We start from the raw sequence: 22,633 nt of genomic DNA, 5'->3' as shown, positions 1-22,633 counted from the left end.
GAGGGGGTGCGCGCGGCCGCCGCGCGCCCGTTGACTCGGCAGAAACACCACCGGAGAGTGGTAAGCGACCATGAGTGCGTACGACTGCGTACGGATCATGCGTGAGTTGGCCAATTGGGACTTACCGGTACGGATCGGGTGGCCTGATGGATGCGAACGGTCGGGTCGGTGTGCGCTGGGGCGATGTTCTGCTTGCCTCAATTGCCGCCGTGAGCTGGGCTTTAGTGGGAATGGCGGGCACTGCGGCGCTGGGGCTGCATCTGCTCGGCGCGGATGCGGCCGGGTCGCTCCGCGCGATGACCGCCGCCGTCGTCGTCCTGGCGGTGGGCGGCTCCGTCACCCCGACCGGGAACGTCTCGGCCTTCGGGATCGAGGGTGCCGCGGCCCGAACCGCCGTCGACATTGCGCCACTTGGTGTGGGTCTGGTCGGCGCCCTGCTGCTCGCCTTCTTCTTCCTGAGGTCGCTGAAGAGCGCCGGGCGGGAGATTCCCGGCACCGAACTGGCCGTCCGGGCGGGCGGGGCGGCAGCACTGTTCCTCGTCACTCTGAGTGGTCTCGCATGGGCGGGTCACGACGTCATCACGATTGACGGCGCGCAGCTCGGGCTCGACAAAATCCCGGGAAATGACCTTCCGGGCGGCATCGCGGACAAGCTTCCGGACTCCCTCGGTGATCTCGGTGGGTTCCTTCCCGACAGGATCTCCGATCTCGTCGACGCCAAGGCGACGGTCGGATTCGGCGTCAACGCGGGGAGCTCGCTGCTCGGCGGGGCGGTGTGGGTGGTGGGGGTGCTGCTGATCGCACTGCTCGCCTCGCGCCGTACGCCGCTGCCGCGCGGCTGGGACGCGGTGCACCGGGTGCTCCGCCCGGCGGCGTCCGCACTGGTCGCGGTGGGGGTGGTGGCGGTGCTCGCGGGAGTCGCGGCGGCTCTGTACGCGGCGATCGGCGACGAGCATCCGGGGCGGGTGCTCGGGGCGGCCCTCCTGGGTGCACCGAATGGGGTGTGGCTTGCGATACCGGTGGGGCTGTTCGTGCCGTGGACCGGCCATGCGACGGGGCAGTTGGTGAACGTACTCCCGACACCCTTCGACGAGCTGCTCACGGGCGGTGCGGAGCGGCCGCTCACGCTGGCACGGCTCGCCGAACTGGACGGGCGGGTCTGGCTGCTGGCCGTCGCCACCGCCGTGATGATGCTGTACGCGGGTGTCCTCGCGGCCTCGCGGACACCGCGCGAGGACCTCACGGTGGCGGGGTACGCAGGGCAGTCCGCGGTGGCGCTGGGTGCGGTGACGGGGGTGGGGCTGCCGTTGCTGGTGTGGCTGAGCGGGGTGTCGGCGGACGCGTCGCTCTCGGTGCTGGGCTTCGACGCGTTCGGGGCGGGGCTGGAGCTGCGCGGGAGTCTGCCGATGGCGTTGCTGCTGGGGGTGGTGTGGGGTGCGGGGGCCGGTGCGGCGGGGGCGCTGCTGGCGTGTGCTTCGGGGGTGGCGGGGTCGCGGGCGGCGGCGCTGACACGGCCGTGGGCGGGGGTGTCCGGGCGGGGGGATCGGACGTATCCGGATCTTGCGTATGGGCCGGGGCCGTATACGCCTTCGCCTTCGCCTTCGTACGGGGCTGGGGCTGACGGTGGGGTCGGGGAGGCGAATCCTTATCTGCGGCCGCCTGAGGATCGGCCAGGGGAGCGGGCGCCTGGGGCGGCGACGCCGCCGCCGGCCGGGTCGATGGGGTCCGTGCCGCATCGGAAGACGAAGGACGGGAGGCATGCGGCGCCGACGATTACGGGGATTCCGGGGCCGCCGGGGGCGCCTGGGGCGCCGGGGTCGCCGGGGCGGGGGGATCGGCCGGAGGAGGGGCCTCCTCCTCCGCCGCCGCCTGGGGAGCCGGGGCGGGGGCGGAAGTAGGGGGCGTCGTGCGGGGCCGAAGTAGGGGGCATAGTGCGGGTGCGTCGTGGCTGGTCGCGCAGTTCCCCGCGCCCCTAAATGCCTGCCCCTTAGCCCCTAGCCTCCTTGGGCAGCGGGGCCGCCCCCCACGCTCCCGCTGTCCGGTAGGCGGGACGGGTGGGGGCGTCTGTTCGTGGGGCCGATACGGTGGAAGCACCATGAGCGCACTGCCGAATACCGACGTCCCCACCCTTCTCGTCAAGATCTTCGGGAAGGACCGTCCCGGGATCACCGCCGGGCTCTTCGACACCCTCGCCGCCTACGCCGTCGACGTCGTCGACATCGAGCAGGTCGTCACGCGTGGCCGCATCGTCCTGTGCGTACTGGTCACCGAGCCGACCGTGAGCACCTCGGGCGAGCTGCGGGCCACCGTGCACAGCTGGGCCGAGTCCCTCAACCTCCAGACCGAGATCATCTCCGGTACGGGCGACAACCGCCCGCGCGGCAGCGGCCGTTCGCACGTGACCGTGCTCGGGCACCCGCTGACCGCCGAGTCGACGGCGGCCATAGCGGCCAGGATCACCGGCACCGGTGGCAACATCGACCGCATCTTTCGCCTTGCCAAGTACCCGGTGACCGCCGTCGAGTTCGCCGTGTCCGGCGTCGAGACGGAGCCCCTGCGGACCGCGCTCGCCGTCGAGGCGGCGGGGATCGGCGTGGACGTGGCCGTCGTGTCGGCGGGCCTGCACCGGCGGGCCCAGCGGCTCGTCGTGATGGACGTCGACTCGACGCTCATCCAGGACGAGGTCATCGAGCTGTTCGCCGCCCACGCAGGGTGCGAGGCCGAGGTCGCCGCGGTCACCGAGCAGGCGATGCGCGGGGAGCTGGACTTCGAGCAGTCGCTGCACGCACGGGTGGCGTTGCTGGCGGGGCTGGACGCGGAGGTGGTGGAGAAGGTGCGGGCGGAGGTGCGGATGACGCCCGGTGCCCGGACCCTCGTCCGTACGCTCAAGCGACTCGGGTACCAAGTGGGCGTCGTGTCCGGAGGGTTCACCCAGGTCACGGACGCGCTCAAGGACGAGCTCTCGCTGGACTTCGCGTCCGCCAACACGTTGGAGATCGTCGACGGGAAGCTGACCGGCCGGGTCGTCGGCGAGATCGTGGACCGGGCGGGCAAGGCGCGGCTGCTGCGCCGGTTCGCCGCCGAGGCCGGAGTGCCGCTCGACCAGACGGTGGCGATCGGCGACGGGGCGAACGACCTCGACATGCTCAACGCGGCGGGTCTGGGCGTCGCGTTCAACGCCAAGCCGGTGGTCAGGCAGGCCGCCGACACCGCCGTGAACGTACCGTTCCTGGACACCGTTCTGTATCTGCTGGGCATCACGCGCGAAGAGGTCGAGGCGGCGGACGGGGACGTCGTACACCTGCACTGAGAGCGGAGAGCGGAGAGCGGAGATAGACGTCGCGGGCCCCGGGGAGCAGAAGCTCTCCGGGGCCCGTTCCTGTCAGGGTGTCCGGGTTGTCCGTCAGTCGTGCGGGGCCCAGTAGTCCGTCAGCCGGCCCACTCCGTGCTCCACGGACTTCCAGGAGCCGGTGAATTCGAGGACGGCGTACGTCGCGGTGGGGAAGCCGCTCTTGGTCATCCGGGCCAGTACGTCGGGGTCGGCCTGTCCTGCGAGGGCGTCGGCGAGGACGTGCATGCCGGGGTTGTGGCCGATCACGAGGAGGTCGTTCACCTCGTCGGGGGTCTCGTTGAGCAGTGCGATGAGCTCGCCGAGCGAGGCTTCGTACAGCCGGTCCTCGTAGACGGTCCTCGGCCGGTGCGGGAGCTCCGCCACGGCCAGTTTCCAGGTCTCACGGGTCCTGGCGGCGGTCGAGCACAGGGCCAGGTCGAAGGTGATGCCGGTGTCCGCCAGTTTGCGGCCTGCGGTGGGGGCGTCCCGGCGGCCCCGCTCGGCGAGCGGCCGGTCGTGGTCGGACACCTGCGGCCAGTCGGCTTTGGCGTGCCGGAGAAGGACGATCCTGCGGGGTGTTTCGACGCTCATGCACCCCAGCTTGCCACGGAATGCGCGCCGGGGCCCGGGGTGTTGACGGGCTCCCCCGCCAGGGGTGAACGGCCGGGCGGGAGGATCGGCGGGAGAGGTGGCGACGCTCAGAGGGAGAGGGCGTCCAGCACTCGCTCCAGCAGGTAGGCGATGCCCGGGGCGTTCTGCGTCGCGCCGGCGGCATGGGCCTGGCCGGGGCCGGCCATCAGCGCCAGCAGGACCGTGAAGGCGAGGACCGGCAGGACGACGGACCACCACGGAAGGCGCTTGCCGGTGCTGGTCGTACGGCGGGCGGTGTGCATGGGGGCCGACATGGCCGCCTCCGGGGAGTGGACGGGTGTACCTGAGGAACACCCTCGAACCTACGGAGTGCGGGCGCCCGCGCCCATCCGGTGAACTCCCCACTTCACCCTGAGTCCAGCCCCCTAGGGGATAGTGGTGCCAGCCCCACCATTCGCCCCCGCGACGGCGTTCACGGGGAGGCGATCGTCGCGATGACGGCGATGATCACGGTGACGGCGAGCATCGCGCCGAGCACGATCAGGAGCTTCTTCTGACCGTTCTGGGGGTTCGGGTCGAGTACAGGCATAACGCCAGTCTCGCACCCTTTGCACCCTCCCCCACGCCCGGGTCGCCCCCTCCGCCGCGCCCGGGTACGGGGCCGTGTCGCCGCCGGTCAGGCGGCCAGTTCCCGCTCGATCGTACGGTTGCGGCCGGCCAGGAAACCGACGGCCATCTGCGGCACCATCAGGGCCGCCATCAGCCCGATCGGCAGGCCCCAGCCGCCGCTGGCGTCGTGCAGCACACCGATGAGGAGCGGGCCGGGGATGGAGATCAGATAGCCGATGCTCTGCGCGAAGGCGGACAGCTTGACGACGCCCTGGTGGCTCTTGGCGCGCAGCCCGATCATGGTGAGGGCCAGCGGGAACGCGCAGTTGGAGACGCCGAGCAGCAGCGCCCAGGCCCAGGCGCCACCGGCCGGGGCGAGGTAGAGGCCCGCGTATCCGGACAGGCCGCACAGGCCGAGGACGAGGACGACGGGGCCCTGGTGGGTCAGCCGGGTGGCGACGCGCGGGATGACGAAGGCAAGCGGAATGCCCATCGCCATGGTGAGCGCGAGAAGGACGCCGGACGTACCGGCGGAGATGCCGGCGTCGCGGAAGATCTGCGGCATCCAGCCCATGGTGATGTACGCGGCGGTGGCCTGGAGCCCGAAGAAGCAGGCCAGTGCCCAGGCCGTACGGGAGCGGACCATGCTCAGCGCGGGCGCGGCGGGGGCCGGGGTCTCCGCCGCCGACTCCAGGGCCTCGACGTCGGGGGTCCCGGTCTCCGGCTTCCTGCCGGCGGCCGGCTTCACCCGGTCGCGGCCGTGCCTGACGGCCAGCGGCAGCCAGACACACAGCGCGAGGACCGCGAGGATGCCCCAGACGGCGAGGCCGGTCTGCCAACTGCCGCCCAGCGCCTTGGTCATGGGGACGGTGGAGAGCGCCGCCAGCGCGGTGCCGAGGGAGAGGGCCATCGAGTAGAGACCGGTCATGGTGGAGACCCGGTCGGGGAACCACTGCTTGACGATGGCCGGCAGCAGGACGTTGCTGACGGCGATGCCGACGAGGGCGAGTGCGCTGGCGGCGAGGAAGCCCGCCGTGCCGCCGGCGAAGGGCCGCAGGAACAGGCCGACGGCGATCGCGGCCATGCCCGTGCAGACGATGGCGGCCGGGCCGAACCGGCGGGCGAGGCGCGGCGCCATGATGCCGAAGACCGCGAAGCAGACGGACGGCACGGAGGTGACGAGGCCTGCGACGGCGCCGCTCATCCCGAGCCCCTTGCGGACCTCTTCGAGGAGGGGGCCGAGGCTGGTGATGGCGGGGCGGAGGTTCAGCGCGGCGAGCACCAGGCCGACGACCATGAGCCGGACGAGCCACCCGGAGTACCCGGGGGTGTTCTTCTGCGGGGCGGCCGCGGGGGTGGTGCGGGGCTTCTGTGCGGTGCTGGGCTCGGGGCTCAGGGTCCGGGTTTCGTCGACTGGCATGTGAACCATCATAGAATCATGGGATGATTGGTTGTCCAATCGGTTCCGGGCCAGAATGTTCCGCCTCGCGACACCTCGCCCACCGACCCCGAACGAGGAGCACCATGACGCTGACCTCTCCCCGGCGTTCCGCACTCTCCGACCAGGTGATCACCGCCCTGCGGAACCAGATCACCTCCGGCGAGTGGCCCGTGGGGTCACGGATTCCGACCGAGCCCGAGCTGGTCGAGCAGCTGGGGGTGGCACGCAACACGGTCCGCGAGGCGGTGCGCGCCCTCGCACACAACGGGCTCCTCGACATCCGGCAGGGTTCGGGGACCTACGTCCTGGCGACGAGCGAGCTGGCCGGGGTGATGCACCGCCGATTCGCGGACGCGGACCCGCTGCACATCGCCGAGCTGCGTTCCACGCTGGAGTCGTCGGCCGGGCGGCTGGCGGCGCAGCGGCGTACCGACAGGGACGTCAGGCAGCTGGACGCGCTGCTCGCGCGGCGCGAGCAGGCCTGGGCGTCGGGGGACGCGGAGCAGTTCGTGACCGCGGACGCCTCGCTGCACCTGGCGGTGGTGGCCGCCTCCCACAACGACGTGCTGATCGGGCTCTACGCCGACCTCGGCGATCTGCTCCGGGACTGGCTGCGGGACGACATCGGGCACGAGCTGCGGCCGGAGGACCACATGGACCACGCGCAGCTGATCGAGGCGATCAGGGCGGGCGACGCGGAGACCGCCGCCACCGAGGCCGCCGGCTACTCGCTGAAGTGCCTGGCCGAGCGCGGCTGCCTCACGGGGTGCGCGCACGGCTGAGTGTCCTGGCACCGGGCGGCTCGTTCGCGTCGGGGCCCTCGGCGTCCGGGTCCTTGGCGGCGGGCGGCGGGTCGTCGGGGTCGCGTTCGTGGCTGACCCAGACGCTGTCGACTTCCTTCCAGCAGCGGCCGGAGAGCCGTACGGTCTCGGCCGGGCCCACCGTGACCTGGCCGCCGTCCGCGTCGATGTCCCACCAGCGGACGCATTCCGTGTGCAGCCGGACCAGATCGGCCTCGGGGTACGGGTTGTGGCAGTAGGCGACGACCCGGGACCGCTCGACCGCCGTGCGGCAGGTGGAGCCGGACGCGGTCCTGGCGGGGGCGGATCCGGAGACGTCCTCCTCGGAGAACACGGAGGGCACGGGGGACACGGAGGGCACGGACGACTCCGAGGCCACACGGATCTCGGCCTCGGGAGCAGCGGGAAGTGCGGAGTGGAGCGCCGTCCCGGCGAGTCCGGCCAGGAGTACCGAGGACAGGGCGAGCGCCGCTGTTCTTCTGCCGTACTCAGGCCTTCTTCTCCCGTACTCCGACACCCGCCGCCTCCTCCCCCGCCGATCGCAGAACCGGGCCGGGTATGTCCCGGTTCGATCAGTCTGCGGGGAGTCTGCGGGGTTTTCGACTTGAGAGGCGCCTGACGAGCACGTTCCGTCGCAAAGGGTTGACAGGCCGATTGGCCTGAATATGTTACATGCAACATTGAGCATGCTGCCGACCCTCTCGGGAGGACCTCCATGCACGCCATGCATCCCTCGGACTCCACCGGCCTCCTCCAGTGCGATCTGCTGCTCTCCGGCGGGCGGGTGGTGACCGTCGACGGACGGCGGAACGTGTACGAGCCGGGCTCGGTGGCCGTGTCCGGAAACCGGATCGTGGCCATCGGTCCCGCTGGCGAGGTCGATGCCCAGTGGCAGGCGGTGCGGACCGTCGACTGCCGGGGCAGAGCGGTGCTGCCCGGCTTCGTCGACGGGCACTCGCACCTCTTCCAGTCACTGGCCAGGGGCCTGGGCGAGGGGCTCTCGATCTGGCCCTGGCTCTGCGAGTTCATGTGGCCGTACGCGATCGCCTTCGACCCCGAGGACGCCCGGGTGGCGGCCACGCTCGGGGCCGTGGAAGCACTGCGTTCGGGCATCACCACCGTCGTCGACAACCACTACGCGCCGACCGATCCGGACACCGTGCTGGCCGTGGCGCGGGCCGTCGAGTCGGCCGGACTGCGGGGTGCGGTCGCGCGCGGAATGCTCGGCCGCAAGACGGCGGTCGCCGCCGCACGGGGCCTGCCCGACGCCCTGTACCGCTACTCCACCCAGGAGGAGCTGGACCTCACCCGCGATTGCATGCAGCGCCGCCCGCCGCGCACGTCGATGGTCGAGATCTGGCCCGCGCCGCTCAATCTGAGTTACGTCGACCAGGACCTGGTCCGCGGTGCGGTGGAGCTGGCCGCCGAGTTCGGGACGCGCTGGCACACGCACTGCTCGGAGGGGGCCAAGGACCCCGCGAGCTATCTGGAGGCGTACGGGGTACGGCCCGTGGAGTGGCTGGCCAGGGAGGGGCTGCTCGACGAGCGGGCCACGCTGGCGCATGCGGTCTGGCTGGACGACGCCGAGGTCAAGCACATCGGCGAGCGCCGGGCGGGGGTCTCGCACAATCCGGTCTCCAACGCCTATCTGGCCTCCGGGGTCATGCGGCTGCGGGCGCTGCGGGACGCGGGTGCGGTGGTGTCGCTGGGCACCGACGGGCCGAGCGCCGGGCACCGCCAGGACATGTTCGAGGTGATGAAGCAGACCCTTTTCGGTCAGCGCCAGCACCATCTCGACCCGTCGGCGGCCCGCTGCGAGGAGGCGCTGGAACTGGCCACCCGCGAGGGCGGCAAGTACACCGGCACGGGCACCGGCACCCTGGCCGTCGGCGCGCCGGCGGACCTCGCGGTCGTCGCCCTCGACCGGCCGCATCTGCGGCCGGTGCACCGCACGGTCGCCACGCTCGTGTACTCGGCGCGCGGCAGCGACGTGGAGATGACGATCGTCGACGGACGGGTGGTCTTCGAGGACGACCGCTGTGTGCTGGTCGACGAGACGGCACTGCTTGAGGAGGCCCAGGAGCGGGCCGAACGCCTGGTCCGCCGCGCCGGTTTCGACGCGCTGCGCAGCTCCTGGCAGCACTGAGCTCCACACCCGTACCGCATCGCCCCACCCGGCTGCCCGTCCGCGGCCCTCGTACGTGCGCACACACGGACCCCTGCCGACGCGTTCGGCGGGTGGAGGGAGAACGCACATGTCCCGCACCACAGAGCCAGAAGTACAGGGCCCGCAAGCGCAGGACCCGGTCGAGGCGGTGCCGTCGTTCTGGCGGCTCGCGGTCTACGGCTTCCAGCACGTGCTCGCCTTCTACGCCGGAGCGGTGGTGATGCCCCTGCTGGTCGCCCAGGGCATCGGGCTGCCGGACGAGGACATCGGGCTGCTGGTCAACGCGTCCCTGCTGACCTGTGGCATCGCCACGCTCCTGCAGGCGGTGGGCTTCAGGGGGGTCGGCATCAAACTGCCGATCGTGCAGGGCACTTCGACCACGGCGGTGCCCTCGCTCGTCTCGGTGGGGCTGGCGGCGGGCGGCGCGAAGGCCGGGATGCCGACGGTGCTGGGGGCGGTGGTCGCGGCTGGGCTCGCGCTGTTCGTCGTTGCGCCCGTCTTCAGCAGGTTGGTGAAGTACTTCCCGCCGCTGGTCACGGGCACCATCGTGACGATCGTCGGCATCACCCTGCTCGGTGTGGCCGCCCGTCAGGTGGGCGGCGGCGATCCGAGTGCGAAGTCCTTCGGGTCGCCCGCCCAACTGGGCCTGGCCGCCGTCACGTTCGTGGTCATCCTGCTGCTGCACAAGTTCTCGCGCGGCTTCATGGCCACCATCGCGGTCCTGGCGGGGCTGTTCGCCGGCACCGTGGTGGCCGCGCTCCTGGGGAAGACGGACTTCTCGAAGATCGGGGACGCCTCGTGGATCGGGATGGCGGCGCCGCTGCACTACGGCATCCGGTTCGACACGATCGCGATCCTGTCGATCTTCATGGTCATGATCATCGTGGCGGTGGAGTCGATCGGGCAGTTCTTCGCGGTCGGTGAGATCGTCGGCCGCGAAGTGGACGGCAAGGGTGTCACCAGGGCGCTGCGGGCGGACGGGCTGGCCACGGCGGTCGCCGGGGCGCTCAACTCCTTTCCCAGCACGGTCTATTCGCAGAACATCGGGCTGATCAGGCTCACCCGCGTCAAGAGCCGCTGGATCATCGCGTCGGCCGGCGTGATCATGATCGTGTTCGGTCTGGTGCCCAAGATCGGGGCGGTCGTCGCCGCCATGCCCGCCTCCGTGCTCGGCGGCGCCACGATCGTGCTGTTCGCGACGATCGCGGTGGTCGGCGTGCAGATCCTGCTCCAGGCGGACCTCACGGACCAGCGGAACACGATCCTGGTGGCCGCGAGCATGGGCATCGGCTTCCTGCCGACGGCTTTCCCGCAGTTCGCGGAGCAGATGCCGACCAGGCAACTGCATGCACTGTTCGAGAGCGGCATCATCCTCGGCACCCTCACTGCTGTCCTGCTCAACCTGTTTTTCCACCATTTGCGGCTCCCGGGGAGGCGGAAGGAGGCCGTTGCACCCGTTGACCCGTCAGAAGATTACATGCAACATAAAGTCCGTACGAAGGACAGCGCGTAGCAGCACAGGACCAGAGCGACGCAGGACCAAGAGGATGTGGGAGGCGGGCATGGCGACGGACAAGTCAGCGGTGAATCCGGTCGCGGCCGGGAGTCTGCTGGCGGACCGTGCGTACGACGAGCTGAAGGCCGCCGTGCTGGCGAACCGCCTGCGCCCGGGTGACGCCCTGTCCGTGCCGGCGCTGGCCACGCAGATGGGCATCAGCCGCAGCCCCGTCAGGGAAGCCGTCCAGCGGCTCATCCACGACGGACTCGCCTCCCACGTCCCGCACCGGGGCGCCGTGGTCTCCACCGTCGACCTGGAGGACGTACGTCAGCTGTACGTGGTCCGCGAGGTCATGGAGGGTCTCGCGGCGCGCCTGGCCACCGAGCGGCTCGACGCCACCAAGGTCGGCGAGCTGCGCGAGCTGCTCGAACGGCACGAGCGCGTGGTCACCTCCGACTACGACGAGAGAGCACACATCGAGATGGACATGGCCTACCACCGCCTGATCCGCGAGGTGGCCGGCAACACCCATCTCACCGCCGCCCTCGACACCATCCAGGGCAAGGCCCACCTGGCGCTGCACTCGCTGTGGCGCAGCCCGGAGGCCCCGCGCCTCGCCGTCGCCGAGCACCGCCGCATCTTTGAGGCGATGACGTCGGGCGACCCGGACGCGGCGGAGCTCGCCGCCCGGGAGCACATCAGGCGGCTGCGGATCCGGCTCTCCCAGGCGGTCGCGGCAGGTCCCGACCAGAACGGCACGCGAGGCCCCGGGATCCACCCCGTCGAGTAACCCCCCTGCGTACGGCAGTACTTCACGCTCCGCCTCGTACCACCCCACCCATGACGTGGAAGGGAAGTGACGCACCGTGAACACCACTACCGGAGTCCGGCACGGGGTGGGCGAAAGCGTCCTGCGGCCCGACGGCAGGCTGAAGGTCAAGGGGGACTTCGCGTACTCCTCGGACCTGCACGCGGACCACATGGTGTGGGGCGCGACGCTGCGCAGCCCGCACCCGTCGGCCCGGATCGTGCGGTTCGACGCGAGCAGGGCGCTCGCGCTTCCCGGCGTCGTCGCCGTCCTCACCCACGAGGACGTTCCCGGCCATCCGCTGTACGGGATGAAGGTCGCGGACCAGCCGGTACTCGCCAGGGACGTGGTCCGCTACCAGGGCGAGCCGGTGGCCCTGGTGGCCGCCGACCACCCGGAGACCGCGCGCCGCGCCCTTCGCCTCATAGAGGTGGAGTACGAGATACGGACCCCGCTGACCGACCCGGAGCAGGCGGTCCGCGGCGAGGGCCCCCGCGTCCACGCCCGGCGGATCGACGGCAGGGACGAGTGGGGCAACGTGGTGCGCCACGTCCGGATCCGGCACGGTGACATGGCGGAGGCCGAGCGTCTCGCCGAGGTGGTCGTCTCGGGGGCGTACGACGTGGGCATGCAGGACCAGGCGTTCCTGGGGCCGGAGTCGGGGCTTGCGATACCCGCCGAGGACGGCGGCGTCGACGTCTATGTGTCGACACAGTGGCTGTACGACGACCAGCACCAGATGTGTTCGGCGCTCGGGCTGCCGCCGGAGAAGGTCCGTTTGACCATGTCCGGCGTGGGCGGCGCCTTCGGAGGCCGCGAGGACGTCTCCGTACAGATCCATTCCGCGCTCCTCGCCCTGCACACCGGCCGGCCGGTGAAGATGAGCTACCACCGCGAGGAGTCCTTCTTCGGGCACGTGCACCGCCACCCGGCGAAGATGTGGTTCGAGCACGGGGCGACGCGCGACGGGAAGATCGTCTATGTGAAAGCGCGGCTGGTCTTCGACGGCGGCGCGTACACCTCCACCTCGCAGGTCGTCATCGCCAACGGCTCGTACTTCGCGGCCGGGGCCTACGACGTCCCGCACGTGGAGATCGACGGCTACTCCGTCTACACCAACAACCCGCCCTGCGGGGCGATGCGCGGCTTCGGCGCCGTCCAGTCCTGCTACGGGGTGGAGTCCAACCTCGACAAGCTGGCCCGCGAACTGGGCATCGAGCCGGTCGAGTTGAGGATCCGCAACGCGATGACGACGGGGACGATGCTGCCGACCGGGCAGGCGGTCGACGGCCCCGCACCCGCCGCCGAGCTCCTGGAACGACTGCGAAGGCGCCCCCTGCCCCCGCCCGGCGAAGGCGTCTTCTCGCTCCCCGGCGGCCTGAACAACACCACCCGCGGCGAGGGCATCAAGCGCGGCGTCGGCTATGCGATCGGGGTCAAGGCGATCGGCTTCTCCGGCGGCGTCGACGACCGCTCGGTGGCCCGGGTCAGACTGTCCCTCGCGGACGGCGAGCCGGTGGCACAGGTGCACACCTCGGCCGCCGAGTGCGGCCAGGGCATCGTGACCATCCAGGCCCAGATCGTACGGACCGAACTCGGCGTCCAGCAGGTGACGGTACTGCCGGCGGACACCCGGGTCGGCGACGCAGGCTCCTCCTCCGCCTCGCGCATCAGCTGGATGAGCGGCGGCGCGGTGCAGGGCGCGTGCAAGGCGCTGCGGGCGCGGATCGCGGAGCTCGGCGAGGGAACCCTGGCCGAACTCCTCGCCGTACACGGACCGTTGGAGGAAGAGTACGAGTACTCCCACCGCCGGACGTATCCCGTGGACCCCGAGCGGGGGCAGGGCAAGGCGCACATCGCCTTCGCGTTCGCCGCGCACCGCGCCGTGGTGGAGGTCGACACCGACCTCGGCCTCGTGAAGGTGGTGGAGCTGGCCACCGCCCAGGACGTCGGCAGGGCGATGAACCCCCTTGCCGTCGAGGGCCAGATCGAGGGCGGCAGCGCCCAGGGCCTCGGGCTGGCCCTGATGGAGGAACTGCACGTGAAGGACGGCAAGGTGCGCAACCCCTCCTTCACCGACTACCTCATCCCCACCATCGCGGACATGCCGTCCGTCCCCATCGACCTGCTCGAACTGCCGCACCCCGACTCGCCGTACGGCCTCAACGGCGTGGGTGAGCCGCCGACCCTGTCCTCCACTCCGGCCATCGCCAACGCCCTGCGCGACGCGACGGGCCTCGCACTGGGCAGGGTGCCGGTGCGCCCCGACGACTTCACCCACACCGAAGGGAGGTGAGGCGGGCCCTGCCCTGGGTCCCCGAACGGTTCACCACGGTCCACACAGGCATGACGTACGACCAGAACCAGCAGGGAAGGAACAGCACCTTGATCATCGACACCCATATGCACCCGACGAACATCGTCGACCAGGCGTGGAGGCACGACGGCGATCCGTTCACCGGGGAGCGGACCCTCGCGATGATGGACGGCCCGTTCATGATCAACGGGAAGCCGCGCCGGATCGACTACGGCTGCATCATGCCCCCGCCCGGTAACTCGGTGTGGCAGGACGGGATGCGCGGGGGTCGCGAGGGCATTCGCGATTACATGGCGTACATCACGAAGCTGGTCCAGGAGTACCCGGACCGCTTCATCGGGAACTTCATGTACAACCCGCGCTTCGGGCCGGAGAACGGCGCGAAGGAGCTGAGGTTCCACGTCGAGGAATACGGCTACAAGATGCTCAAGCTGCATGCCAACATGCATGCCTACCGCCCGGACCGGGCGCTGGACTGGCTGCGTCCGGTCCTGAAGGTCTGCGACGAGCTCGGCATCCTTGTCCTGCTCCACACCGGTGACGGGCCGTACTCGATCCCGACGCAGTTCTACCCGATCATCCGCGAGTTCCCGAACGTCAACTTCATCCTCGGCCACTTCGGTGTGCAGACGGGTGGCGTCTACTGCTTCGAGGCGCTGTACATGATCCTCGACTCGCCGAACGTGTACGGCGAGTCCGGCTGGCTCCTCCAGTCGCGGATCGTGGAGTTCGCCCAGCAGATGGAGAAGCACCAGCTGCTCTTCGGTACCGACTCACCGCCCAACGAACCGGGCATGTGGGCACGGGAGTTGGAGGTCCTGATGGGCCCGCCGCCGCAGGGCATGAACCTCTCCGAGGAACATCTGGAGGGGTACCTCGGCAACAACGTGGCGAAGCTGCTCGGCATCGACCCGACGCCGCCGCCGCGGGACCAGGAGGAGGCGCAGCTGCGCCTGAAGAGCACCTACGCGACGCTTGAGAACCCTTCGCCGTCGCGCGTGTAGCCCGTCAGTGGGGGCCGGCCCGCCCCTTCGGCGGGCCGGCCCCTTTTTCGTACGCACCCTGTAAACCCTCGTGTGAGAAAAGTGGTGCCGCACATGCAGCAGCGCATCGGTCATCTCGTCCCCTCCACCAGCATCGGCGTCGAGCGGTGGGCGGCCCAGATCTGCAAGCCCGTCGCCATCGAGTCGGCGCACGCGGTCGCCCGTGCCTCGCTCCCCGAGATCATGAGCGGACCGGCGATCGCCCCGTCCCAGTCCGGTGAACTGACGCGCGCCGCAGCCCAGTTGGCGGATGCGGGGGTACGTGCCGTGGTGTGGAGCGGCAGCTCGGCCGATCTGCACGGCGCGGCGCACGGCAGGGCCATGGCCCGCTGGATCGAGGAGGTGACGGGGGTACGCGCCTCCACGGTCACCCTCGGCCAGATCGAGCTGCTCGCCCGCCGCGACATCATCTCCCTCGCCCTGGTCTTCCCCGGCTCCGAACAGACCGCAGGCCGGCTCGCCGACACCTATCTCGCCGCCGGTTTCAAGATCTCCTCGGTCACCGCACTGGGCCTGACGACCGCGCGCGCGGCCGCCGAGCTTCCGGTCTCCCGGGTGCGCCGGACGCTGCTCGACGCGGACTCGCCGGACACGCAGTGCATCGTCGTCGCGGGTACGGAGCTGCCGGTGGCGCCCGTCGCGGCGCTGGTGGAACGGGAGTTGGGCAAGCCGGTGTACGACGGGGCGCGGGTGGCCATCCACACCGGACTCGATCTGCTGGGGCTCGTCGTCACCGCACCGGAGTGGGGCGAGATGTTCGGTACGCCGCACCCGGCGGGGGTGTGCTGTGACACGCACTGAACTCGCCCAGGACCTCCGGGAGTTCCTTCGTACGTACGAGGCCGAGCACCCGGACGACGTCCTCACCGTGACCGAGAAGCTCGACGGCGAGGATGTGGCGGCGCTCGCCATGGAGCTGGCGCTGCGCGGCCGGGAGGAGATGCTGGTCTGCCGCGAGGTGGCCGGCCTGGGCACCCCCCTCGTCACGAACGTCTTCGCGTCGCGGCGCCGGGTGGCGCGGTTGCTGGGCACGGACCCGGCCGGTCTGCACAGGGCCTACCAGGCGGCTTCGGCGCGCAGGTGCACGCCCCGCGTGGTGCCGGACGGGCCGGTCCTTGAGGTGGTCGAGTCGGGCGAGGACATCGACCTCGCCGCCCTCCCCCTCATCCAGCATTTCGCGTCGGACCGGGCCCCGTACATCACCAGCGGGATCATCGCGGCGGAGGCCCCGGCGGAGGCCAACGGCCGTTCAGGGAACCTGAGTTACCACCGCTCGATGGTGCACAGCCGCACCGAACTGGCGACGAGCCTGCACTCGCGCGGCCACCTGTGGCAGCTGCTGCGGCTGGCGGAGGAGCGGGGCGAGCGGCTGCCGGTCGCCCTGATCCTGGGCGGCCATCCGCTCTTCATGCTGGCCGCTTCGGCCCGGCTGGGTGCCGACACGGACGAGCGGGACGTGGCGGGCGGGCTGTTCGGGGCGCCGCTGGAGGTCGTACGGACGCCGAAGTACGGAATCCGGGTGCCTGCGAGCGCGGAGCTCGTGCTGGAGGGGTACATCGATCCGGCGCGGCACGCGGAGGAGGGCCCCTTCGGGGAGTTCTCCGGCTACTCGTCGGACCGGTCGACGAACGACGTCCTGACGGTGGAGACGGTGCTGCGGCGGGCGGACGCCCTGTTGCTGGACGTCGTCGGCGGCAATACCGACGAGCATCTGAACCTGGCCCGGATTCCGCGCGAGTCCGAGATGGCGCAGAAGCTGAAGGACCGGTTTCCCGAGGTCACGGCGCTGTACTACCCGACGTCGGGGACGCACTTCCATGCGTACGTGGCGATCGGTGCGTCCCGGCCGGGACAGGCGCGGCAGATCATGCTGGGGCTGCTGGGCTGGGACCCGTACCTGAAGACGGTCGTCGCGGTGGACGAGGACGTGGACGTCACGCAGGACTCGCAGGTGCTGTGGGCGATGGCGACGCACCTTCAGCCGCACCGGGACGTGTTCGTGGTGGACGGCCTGCCGGGGAGCCCGCTGGATCCGTCGTCCACGGCGGACGGGACCACTTCACGGATGGCGCTGGACGCGACGCGGGGGGCGGATTTCCACGGGGTGCGGATACGGGTGGATGCGGGGAGGGTCGCGACGGCGCGGAGGGTGCTGGGGGGCTGAGGGTGCTGGGGGGCTGAGCGGTCCACGGGCCGGGCCGGCCGCCACCGGGCCGAGGGGGGCTTCAGCAGTCGAGAAGGGCGCCCGCGTGGAGCGGGGCGTCCGTGGCCGCCCGCACCTGCTCCTCGCTGACGCCTGGCGCCAGTTCGCGCAGGACGAAGCCCCGGCCCGGCACCACGTCCAGGACCGCGAGATCCGTGATCACCCGGTGGACCACGGCGCGCCCGGTGAGCGGCAGGGAAGTCGCCGCTCTGCGAGACCTGCATCGCGCCCAGGACGGCGGTGTCGATGTGGCCGCCGCGGATCATCCCGCCGCGCGAGATGCGCGAAGCGGTGCGCCGGATCGAACTGACCGGCCGCATCGGCAAGCCGCTGCTCACCCTGCACGGCGACCTGGACGTGCTGCTGCCCGCGAGCCGCACCTCGGACACGTACGCGCGGATGGTGCGCGAGGCGGGTCGCGGAGCGCTCTTCCGGTACTACCGCATCGCCGACGGCACCCATGTCGACTCGCTCGTGGACGCTTTCCCGGACCGGCTGCGCCCGCTGGTTCCCTGCCACCGGGCCGCGTTCACGGCGCTGGAGGGGTGGCTCGGAAAGGGTGAACGGCCACCCATGAGCGGCACCGTGGCCCGGCCCGGGCGCGACGACGCGGCGGCGCTGCGCGAGCGCTGCGACCTGCGCCGACGCTGACCCCGCTGCTGCGCGGCCGCAGCACCGCCGCCGTATGGGCACGGCCCACACTCCGAGCGGGGGCATTGTGGCTTACGGACACATGTCACCCTCGGTGGCGCGTCCCTACTGTTCCGGCCATGACGAGCAACTTTCCCGCCGGCTTCCCCGCTCCCCTCCAGGGCCGCACCGCCCTCGTGACCGGCAGCGGCAGCGGCATCGGCCGGGCCTGCGCGCGGGCCTTGGCCGAGGCCGGGGCCGCCGTGCACATCGTGGACCGGGACGGCGAGGCCGCGAAGGCGGCCGCCGGGGAGACCGGCGGGCAGCCGCACACCGTCGACCTCGCGGACCCCGCCGCCCTCGGCTCCCTGCCTCGCGAGGTCGACATCCTGGTCAACAACGCCGGACTCCAGCACGTCGCTCCGCTCACCGAATTCCCACCGGAACGCTTCGAGTTGATCCAGCGGGTGATGGTGACGGCCCCCTTCCTGCTGCTCCGCCACACCCTCCCCCACATGTACGCACGCCAGTGGGGGCGGGTCGTGAACGTCTCCAGCGTCCACGGCCTGCGCGCCAGCCCGTACAAGAGCGCCTACGTCGCGGCGAAGCACGCCCTGGAGGGCCTGAGCAAGGTCGCCGCACTGGAGGGCGCCCCGCACGGCGTGACCAGCAACTGCGTCAACCCCGGCTACGTACGCACCCCGTTGGTGGAGGGCCAACTCCGCGACCAGGCCGCCGCCCACGGCATCGGCCCCGCCCAGGTCCTCTCCGACGTCCTGCTGGCCCGCTCGCCCGTGAAACGCCTGCTGGAGGCGGAGGAGGTGGCGGCCGCCGTGCTGTGGCTGTGCGGCCCGCACTCCGCGTCCGTCACGGGCATCTCCCTCCCCCTGGACGGCGGCTGGACCGCGGGCTGACACTCCCGCCACAGCTCTCCACCCCCCCTCGCACTCTGCCTCCCCCGCACTACCCACCTCTCCCGAAACCGGTGACCCACCATGACCGACACCGCGACACCCGCACCGCCCCCACGCACCGGCATCGCCCGCGTCGTCGGCGCCAGCCTCATCGGCACCACCGTCGAGTGGTACGACTTCTTCCTGTACGGGTCGGCCGCCGCGCTCGTCTTCAACACCCTCTTCTTCCCCACCAGCGACCCGCTGGTGGGCACCCTGATCGCCTTCGTGACGTACGCGATCGGATTCGTCGCCCGCCCCCTCGGCGGCCTGGTCTTCGGCCACTTCGGCGACCGCGTCGGCCGCAAGAAGCTCCTGGTCCTGAGCCTGCTCATGATGGGCGGCGCGACCTTCGCCATGGGCCTGCTGCCCACGTACGAGACCATCGGCGCGGGCGCGCCGATCCTGCTGACCGTGCTGCGGCTGATCCAGGGCTTCGCGCTGGGCGGCGAGTGGGGCGGGGCCGTGCTGATCGTCTCCGAGCACGGCGGGGACAAGCACCGTGGTTTCTGGGCGAGTTGGCCGCAGGCCGGCGCACCCGGCGGCAACCTCCTGGCGACGGGTGTGCTGGCGCTGCTGGCCGCCGTGCAGTCCGAGGAGGCATTCCTGTCGTGGGGCTGGCGGATTCCGTTCCTGCTGTCCGGCGTGCTGGTGGTCATCGGTCTGTGGATACGGGTCTCGGTCTCGGAGTCGCCGGTCTTCCTGGCCGCGCAGGCCAAGGCGCAGGCGGACGCGGCGCGCGGGGTCAAGGAACTGGCCCCGGTCGTCGAGGTGTTCCGGCACAGCCGGCGCGAGGTGCTCACCGCGATCGGCACCCGGTTCGGCGAGAACATCTCGTACTACCTCCTCACCTCCTTCCTCCTGGTGTACGTCACCGTCCACCTGGGCCTCCCCAAGAGCACCGCGCTGAACGCCGTACTGATCGGCTCGGCCGTGCACTTCGTGACGATCCCGCTGTGGGGCGCGCTGTCGGACCGGATCGGGCGGCGGCCGGTGACGCTGATCGGGTCGGTGGGCATGACGGTGTGGGCGTTCGTGTTCTTCGCCCTGCTGGACGGGAAGTCGTTCGCGGTGATCACGCTGTCGGTGACGGCGGGGCTGCTGCTGCACGGGGCGATGTACGGGCCGCAGGCGGCGTTCATCTCGGAGATGTTCGACACGAAGGTCCGCTACTCGGGGGCCTCGATGGGCTCGCAGCTCGCGTCGATCGTGGCGGGGGCGCTGGCTCCGATCATCGCGGTGGAACTGCTGAAGGACTTCGACACCTCGCTGCCGCTGAGCCTGTACCTGGGCGGGGCGGCGCTGGTCACGACGGTGACGGTGTACTTCGCGAGGGAGACGCGGGGGCGGGACCTGTTCCGCGACGAGGCGGCGGACCCGGAGGCGGTCGGGTCCGGGTCGAGGTCCGGGTCGAGGTCGGGGACGGGGTCGGGGACGGGGCCGGGGGCGGCGGGTGCAGCAGGCACAGCGACTGCTGATCGCGGCTGAACACACCTGTACCTGCCCGAGCGGGCTGCCCCGGCGAGAGACGGGGTGTACGGGGGCCGGGTCGAGCGGGGCAGCCCCAGGCACCCCGGCGGGCCCGAGCGCTCCGGCGGTGCGGACCGCGTGTCCGCCGGACGCACCCCCACGCACCTCACGCGCCTCACGCCCCGACCGTCGCCGTCCACCGCAGGTCACCGGCGGTCGCCGCCGACCACTGCGGGTCCGCCCGCCCGACGCCGAACCCCGGTGCGGCCGTGCCCTCTCCCGCACGCACCCCGGTCTGCCGCTCCCTTTCCGGGCGCGGCAGGCTGGAGTGCCTCCCGTTGCCTCTCTCCCCCCGTACGGACGGACCGCCTGCCGCCATGACCGACGTGCCCTCCCCCGACGTTCCCTCACCCGGTGTGACGAGTGCGCCCGCCACCCTGCCCGCGGCGGCTTCCGCACTGCGCGAGCTCCTCGACCTCCTCGCGGCCGGAGCCCCGGCCGAACAGCTCGCCGGTCCCGCCGCGCGCGCCCGGGCGGCCGATGCGTCGGGGGCGGCCTGGCTGGCCGAGGCCACGGAGGCGGCCCTCTCCGTACGGCGCACCCTGGACCAGCACCGGCGCAGGGAGGCGGAACTGGCCGCGCTGTTCGACACGGCGGGCGACCTGGCGGCGCTGCGCGATCTGGACGCCGTACTGCGCGCCATCGTCCGGCGGGCCCGTACCCTGCTGGGCGCGGACGTGGCGTACCTGACGCTCAATGACCCGGCGGCGCACAACACGTACATGCGGGTGACCGACGGGTCCGTGTCCGCGGCCTTTCAGCAGCTGCGCCTGCGGATGGGTGACGGGCTCGGCGGTCTGGTCGCGCAGACCGCGCGCCCGTACGCCAGCCGCGACTACCGCACCGACCACCGGTTCCGGCACACCGGGGCGATCGACAGCGGCGTGGGCGAGGAGGGGCTGCGCGGCATTCTCGGGGTGCCGTTGCGGCTCGGGGACGAGGTGATCGGGGTGCTGTACGCCGCCGACCGGGAGCCCCGCGACTTCACGCCGGACACCATCGCGCTGCTCGGCTCGCTCGCCGACCACGCGGCCGTCGCCATCGACGGGGCCCGGCTGATGGAGGAGACCCGGGCCGCCCTGGTCGGCCTGGAGGCGGCGAACGCGACCGCCCGCGCGCACAGCGAGGCCCTGCGCCGGGCCTCCGACGCCCACGACCGGCTCACCGAACTGGTGCTGCGCGGCGGCGAGGTGGGCGAGGTGGCGGCGGCCATCGCGGCGCTCCTGGACGGCAACCTCAGCATCCACGACACCGACGGCACCGAACTGGCCCGCGTCGGCGAAGGCCCGGCCGCCCCGCCCGCGCGCGGCCTCGCCGAATCCCGCGCCAACGGCCGTGCCGCCTACCACGACGGCGCCTGGACCTGCGCGGTCCTCGCCGGGGCGGAACTCCTCGGCACCCTCGTGCTGACGGGCCGGGCGGGACCGGACGGGACCACCGGGACCAACAGGACCAACGGGCCCACCGGTAGCCCGGCCGGGACCACCGATAGCCCGGCCGGGGAAGGCGGTTCCCTCTCCGACGCCGACCTCCGCCTCTTCGAGCGGGCCGGACTCGTCACTGCGCTGCTCCTGCTGCTGCACCGTTCGGTCGCGGAGACCGAGGACCGGGTGCGCGGCGAACTCCTCGACGACCTGCTGACCGCCGCACCGCCCGGCCGCCGAGGCACCGGCAGCCTCGCGCTGCGCGCCAAGCGGCTCGGCGTCGACCTGGCCGCCTCCCACGCCGTCGCCGTGCTGGACTGCGATCCGCCGGTACGTTCGCGGCTGGCGGCGGACATCGCGCGGCGAGCCCGCGCCCTGGGCGGGCTCGCCGGTACGCGGGAGGGCCTGGTCGTACTCATCGCGCCGGCCCGCCCCGGGGAACTGGCCCGCGACCTCGCCCAGCAGCTGTCCAGAACCCTGGGCTCCCCCGTCACCGTCGGGGCCGCCGGGCCCGCCACCGGCCCCGCGGATTTCCCGCACGCCCACTCCGAGGCCCGCCGCTGCCTGAACGCCCTGCACGCCCTCGGCCGTACGGGCGACGGCTCGGACCTCACCGAACTCGGCTTCCTGGGCGTGCTGCTGGGCGACCGGTCGGACGTGGCGGCGTACGTCGGGCGGGTCCTGGGCGTCGTACAGGACTACGACGAGGAACGCGGCACGGAGCTGATCCGCACCCTGGAGGCGTACTACGCGCACGGCGGCAGCCTGTCGCGGGCCAAGGACGCGCTGCACGTGCACGTGAACACGGTCACGCAGCGCCTGGAGCGGGTGGGGCGGCTGCTCGGCGCGGACTGGAACAGCCCGGCACGCGCCCTGGAACTGCAACTGGCGCTGCGGCTGCACCGGCTGGCGGCGAGCGGGCCTGAACAGGCCCCCGGCCCGTGACGTCCGGAAGGCGGACCGATGGCGCTCCCCTCCGACCAGGATCACCCGTCCCTCGACCTGCCGGAAGGTCGCTTGCGCGGGACGTGGGAGGACGGGGTCGCCGTGTTCCGCGCGATTCCCTGTGCCGCGCCACCCGTCGGGGAGCTGCGCCGGCGTCCGGCGCAGGCGCATCCCGGGTGGAGCGGCACCCGGGACGCCACCGCCGACGGGCCCAGCGCGCCGCAGCTGTACGCGGAGGGCGGCGACCCGGTGCTCGGCGGGCACGGCAGGCCGCCCTTCGACGAGGACTGCCTCACGCTCAACATCTGGACCCCGGCCGACTCCTGGACCCAGCGGTCGGCCG

19 protein-coding genes and 3 pseudogenes are annotated in these 22,633 nt (G+C 71.8%); 15 read left to right on the top strand and 7 right to left on the bottom strand.

Annotated elements, in window-relative coordinates; translation table 11 throughout:
* Positions 1-146: 146 nt before the first annotated feature.
* Both AB0D18_RS39540 and serB read left to right on the top strand, forming a co-directional pair.
* The gene (locus AB0D18_RS39540) at positions 147-1,898 is read left to right on the top strand and encodes a streptophobe family protein (RefSeq protein ID WP_362430521.1); all 1,752 of its coding nucleotides are present in this window, start codon (positions 147-149) and stop codon (positions 1,896-1,898) included.
* A 197-nt stretch (positions 1,899-2,095) separates the two neighbouring features.
* The gene (gene serB / locus AB0D18_RS39535; protein WP_362430519.1) at positions 2,096-3,310 is read left to right on the top strand and encodes a phosphoserine phosphatase SerB; all 1,215 of its coding nucleotides are present in this window, start codon (positions 2,096-2,098) and stop codon (positions 3,308-3,310) included.
* 93 nt (positions 3,311-3,403) lie between these two features.
* On the opposite strand, the gene AB0D18_RS39530 is transcribed toward serB, so the two are convergent.
* The 4 genes from AB0D18_RS39530 to AB0D18_RS39515 all read right to left on the bottom strand — a co-directional run bounded on the left by AB0D18_RS39530 (position 3,404) and on the right by AB0D18_RS39515 (position 5,951).
* A complete protein-coding gene (locus AB0D18_RS39530) occupies positions 3,404-3,922 on the bottom strand; it encodes a histidine phosphatase family protein (protein WP_362430517.1) in 519 nt (172 codons plus the stop codon).
* Between the two features lie 107 nt (positions 3,923-4,029).
* Complete coding sequence (locus AB0D18_RS39525; protein ID WP_362430515.1) at positions 4,030-4,236, bottom strand: hypothetical protein; 207 nt, start codon at positions 4,234-4,236, stop codon at positions 4,030-4,032.
* A gap of 158 nt (positions 4,237-4,394) precedes the next feature.
* A complete protein-coding gene (locus tag AB0D18_RS39520) occupies positions 4,395-4,511 on the bottom strand; it encodes an SGM_5486 family transporter-associated protein (protein ID WP_362430513.1) in 117 nt (38 codons plus the stop codon).
* Between the two features lie 87 nt (positions 4,512-4,598).
* Positions 4,599-5,951, bottom strand: a complete 1,353-nt coding sequence (locus tag AB0D18_RS39515) for an MFS transporter (RefSeq protein WP_362430511.1) — start codon at positions 5,949-5,951, stop codon at positions 4,599-4,601.
* A 104-nt stretch (positions 5,952-6,055) separates the two neighbouring features.
* On the opposite strand from AB0D18_RS39515, the gene AB0D18_RS39510 reads away from it, so the two are divergent.
* Positions 6,056-6,754, top strand: coding sequence for a FadR/GntR family transcriptional regulator (locus AB0D18_RS39510; RefSeq protein ID WP_362430509.1), 699 nt, complete (start codon positions 6,056-6,058; stop codon positions 6,752-6,754).
* 88 nt (positions 6,755-6,842) lie between these two features.
* Here AB0D18_RS39510 and AB0D18_RS39505 read toward each other — a convergent pair.
* Positions 6,843-7,058 (bottom strand): annotated as a pseudogene (locus AB0D18_RS39505) (hypothetical protein); the annotation flags it as partial.
* Between the two features lie 429 nt (positions 7,059-7,487).
* Between AB0D18_RS39505 and AB0D18_RS39500 the strand changes: the two are divergent.
* The 7 genes from AB0D18_RS39500 to AB0D18_RS39470 all read left to right on the top strand — a co-directional run bounded on the left by AB0D18_RS39500 (position 7,488) and on the right by AB0D18_RS39470 (position 16,769).
* On the top strand, positions 7,488-8,918 hold the full coding sequence (locus AB0D18_RS39500) for an amidohydrolase (protein WP_362430507.1): 1,431 nt from the start codon (positions 7,488-7,490) through the stop codon (positions 8,916-8,918).
* Between the two features lie 109 nt (positions 8,919-9,027).
* A complete protein-coding gene (locus tag AB0D18_RS39495; RefSeq protein WP_362430505.1) occupies positions 9,028-10,452 on the top strand; it encodes a nucleobase:cation symporter-2 family protein in 1,425 nt (474 codons plus the stop codon).
* 49 nt (positions 10,453-10,501) lie between these two features.
* Positions 10,502-11,227, top strand: coding sequence for a GntR family transcriptional regulator (locus AB0D18_RS39490; protein ID WP_362430503.1), 726 nt, complete (start codon positions 10,502-10,504; stop codon positions 11,225-11,227).
* 76 nt (positions 11,228-11,303) lie between these two features.
* Positions 11,304-13,541 carry a molybdopterin cofactor-binding domain-containing protein gene (locus AB0D18_RS39485; protein ID WP_362430501.1) on the top strand — a complete coding sequence of 746 codons (2,238 nt, stop codon included), beginning with the start codon at positions 11,304-11,306 and terminating at the stop codon, positions 13,539-13,541.
* Positions 13,542-13,591: 50 nt separating this feature from the next.
* Complete coding sequence (locus AB0D18_RS39480; RefSeq protein WP_362430499.1) at positions 13,592-14,566, top strand: amidohydrolase family protein; 975 nt, start codon at positions 13,592-13,594, stop codon at positions 14,564-14,566.
* Positions 14,567-14,659: 93 nt separating this feature from the next.
* Complete coding sequence (locus AB0D18_RS39475) at positions 14,660-15,406, top strand: hypothetical protein (protein WP_362430497.1); 747 nt, start codon at positions 14,660-14,662, stop codon at positions 15,404-15,406.
* On the top strand, positions 15,393-16,769 hold the full coding sequence (locus AB0D18_RS39470; RefSeq protein WP_362430495.1) for a UbiD family decarboxylase: 1,377 nt from the start codon (positions 15,393-15,395) through the stop codon (positions 16,767-16,769). The genes AB0D18_RS39475 and AB0D18_RS39470 overlap by 14 nt, the downstream gene beginning before the upstream one ends.
* A gap of 61 nt (positions 16,770-16,830) precedes the next feature.
* On the opposite strand, the pseudogene AB0D18_RS39465 reads toward AB0D18_RS39470, so the two are convergent.
* Positions 16,831-17,077, bottom strand: a pseudogene (locus tag AB0D18_RS39465) (succinyl-CoA--3-ketoacid-CoA transferase); the annotation flags it as partial.
* A gap of 1 nt (position 17,078) precedes the next feature.
* Between AB0D18_RS39465 and AB0D18_RS39460 the strand changes: the two are divergent.
* The 3 genes and pseudogenes from AB0D18_RS39460 to AB0D18_RS39450 form a co-directional block, all read left to right on the top strand.
* Positions 17,079-17,459 (top strand): annotated as a pseudogene (locus AB0D18_RS39460) (3-hydroxybutyrate oligomer hydrolase family protein); the annotation flags it as partial.
* Between the two features lie 119 nt (positions 17,460-17,578).
* Complete coding sequence (locus AB0D18_RS39455) at positions 17,579-18,352, top strand: 3-hydroxybutyrate dehydrogenase (RefSeq protein ID WP_362430493.1); 774 nt, start codon at positions 17,579-17,581, stop codon at positions 18,350-18,352.
* 81 nt (positions 18,353-18,433) lie between these two features.
* Positions 18,434-19,879, top strand: coding sequence for an MFS transporter (locus AB0D18_RS39450; RefSeq protein ID WP_362430490.1), 1,446 nt, complete (start codon positions 18,434-18,436; stop codon positions 19,877-19,879).
* Between the two features lie 157 nt (positions 19,880-20,036).
* On the opposite strand, the gene AB0D18_RS39445 is transcribed toward AB0D18_RS39450, so the two are convergent.
* Positions 20,037-20,240: a hypothetical protein gene (locus tag AB0D18_RS39445; RefSeq protein WP_362430487.1), complete on the bottom strand. Its 204-nt coding sequence runs from the start codon at positions 20,238-20,240 to the stop codon at positions 20,037-20,039.
* Here AB0D18_RS39445 and AB0D18_RS39440 point away from each other — a divergent pair.
* Both AB0D18_RS39440 and AB0D18_RS39435 read left to right on the top strand, forming a co-directional pair.
* Positions 20,239-22,290 carry a GAF domain-containing protein gene (locus AB0D18_RS39440; RefSeq protein ID WP_362430484.1) on the top strand — a complete coding sequence of 684 codons (2,052 nt, stop codon included), beginning with the start codon at positions 20,239-20,241 and terminating at the stop codon, positions 22,288-22,290. The genes AB0D18_RS39445 and AB0D18_RS39440 overlap by 2 nt on opposite strands.
* Before the next feature lie 18 nt (positions 22,291-22,308).
* Positions 22,309-22,633, top strand: a 325-nt coding sequence (locus tag AB0D18_RS39435) for a carboxylesterase family protein (RefSeq protein ID WP_362430481.1), incomplete at its 3' end; no start/stop codon positions are given.

Origin of the sequence: Streptomyces sp. NPDC048442, from assembly GCF_040651475.1 — a bacterium.
Taxonomy (GTDB): domain Bacteria; phylum Actinomycetota; class Actinomycetes; order Streptomycetales; family Streptomycetaceae; genus Streptomyces.
This window is presented reverse-complemented; position numbering and strand designations above follow the sequence as displayed.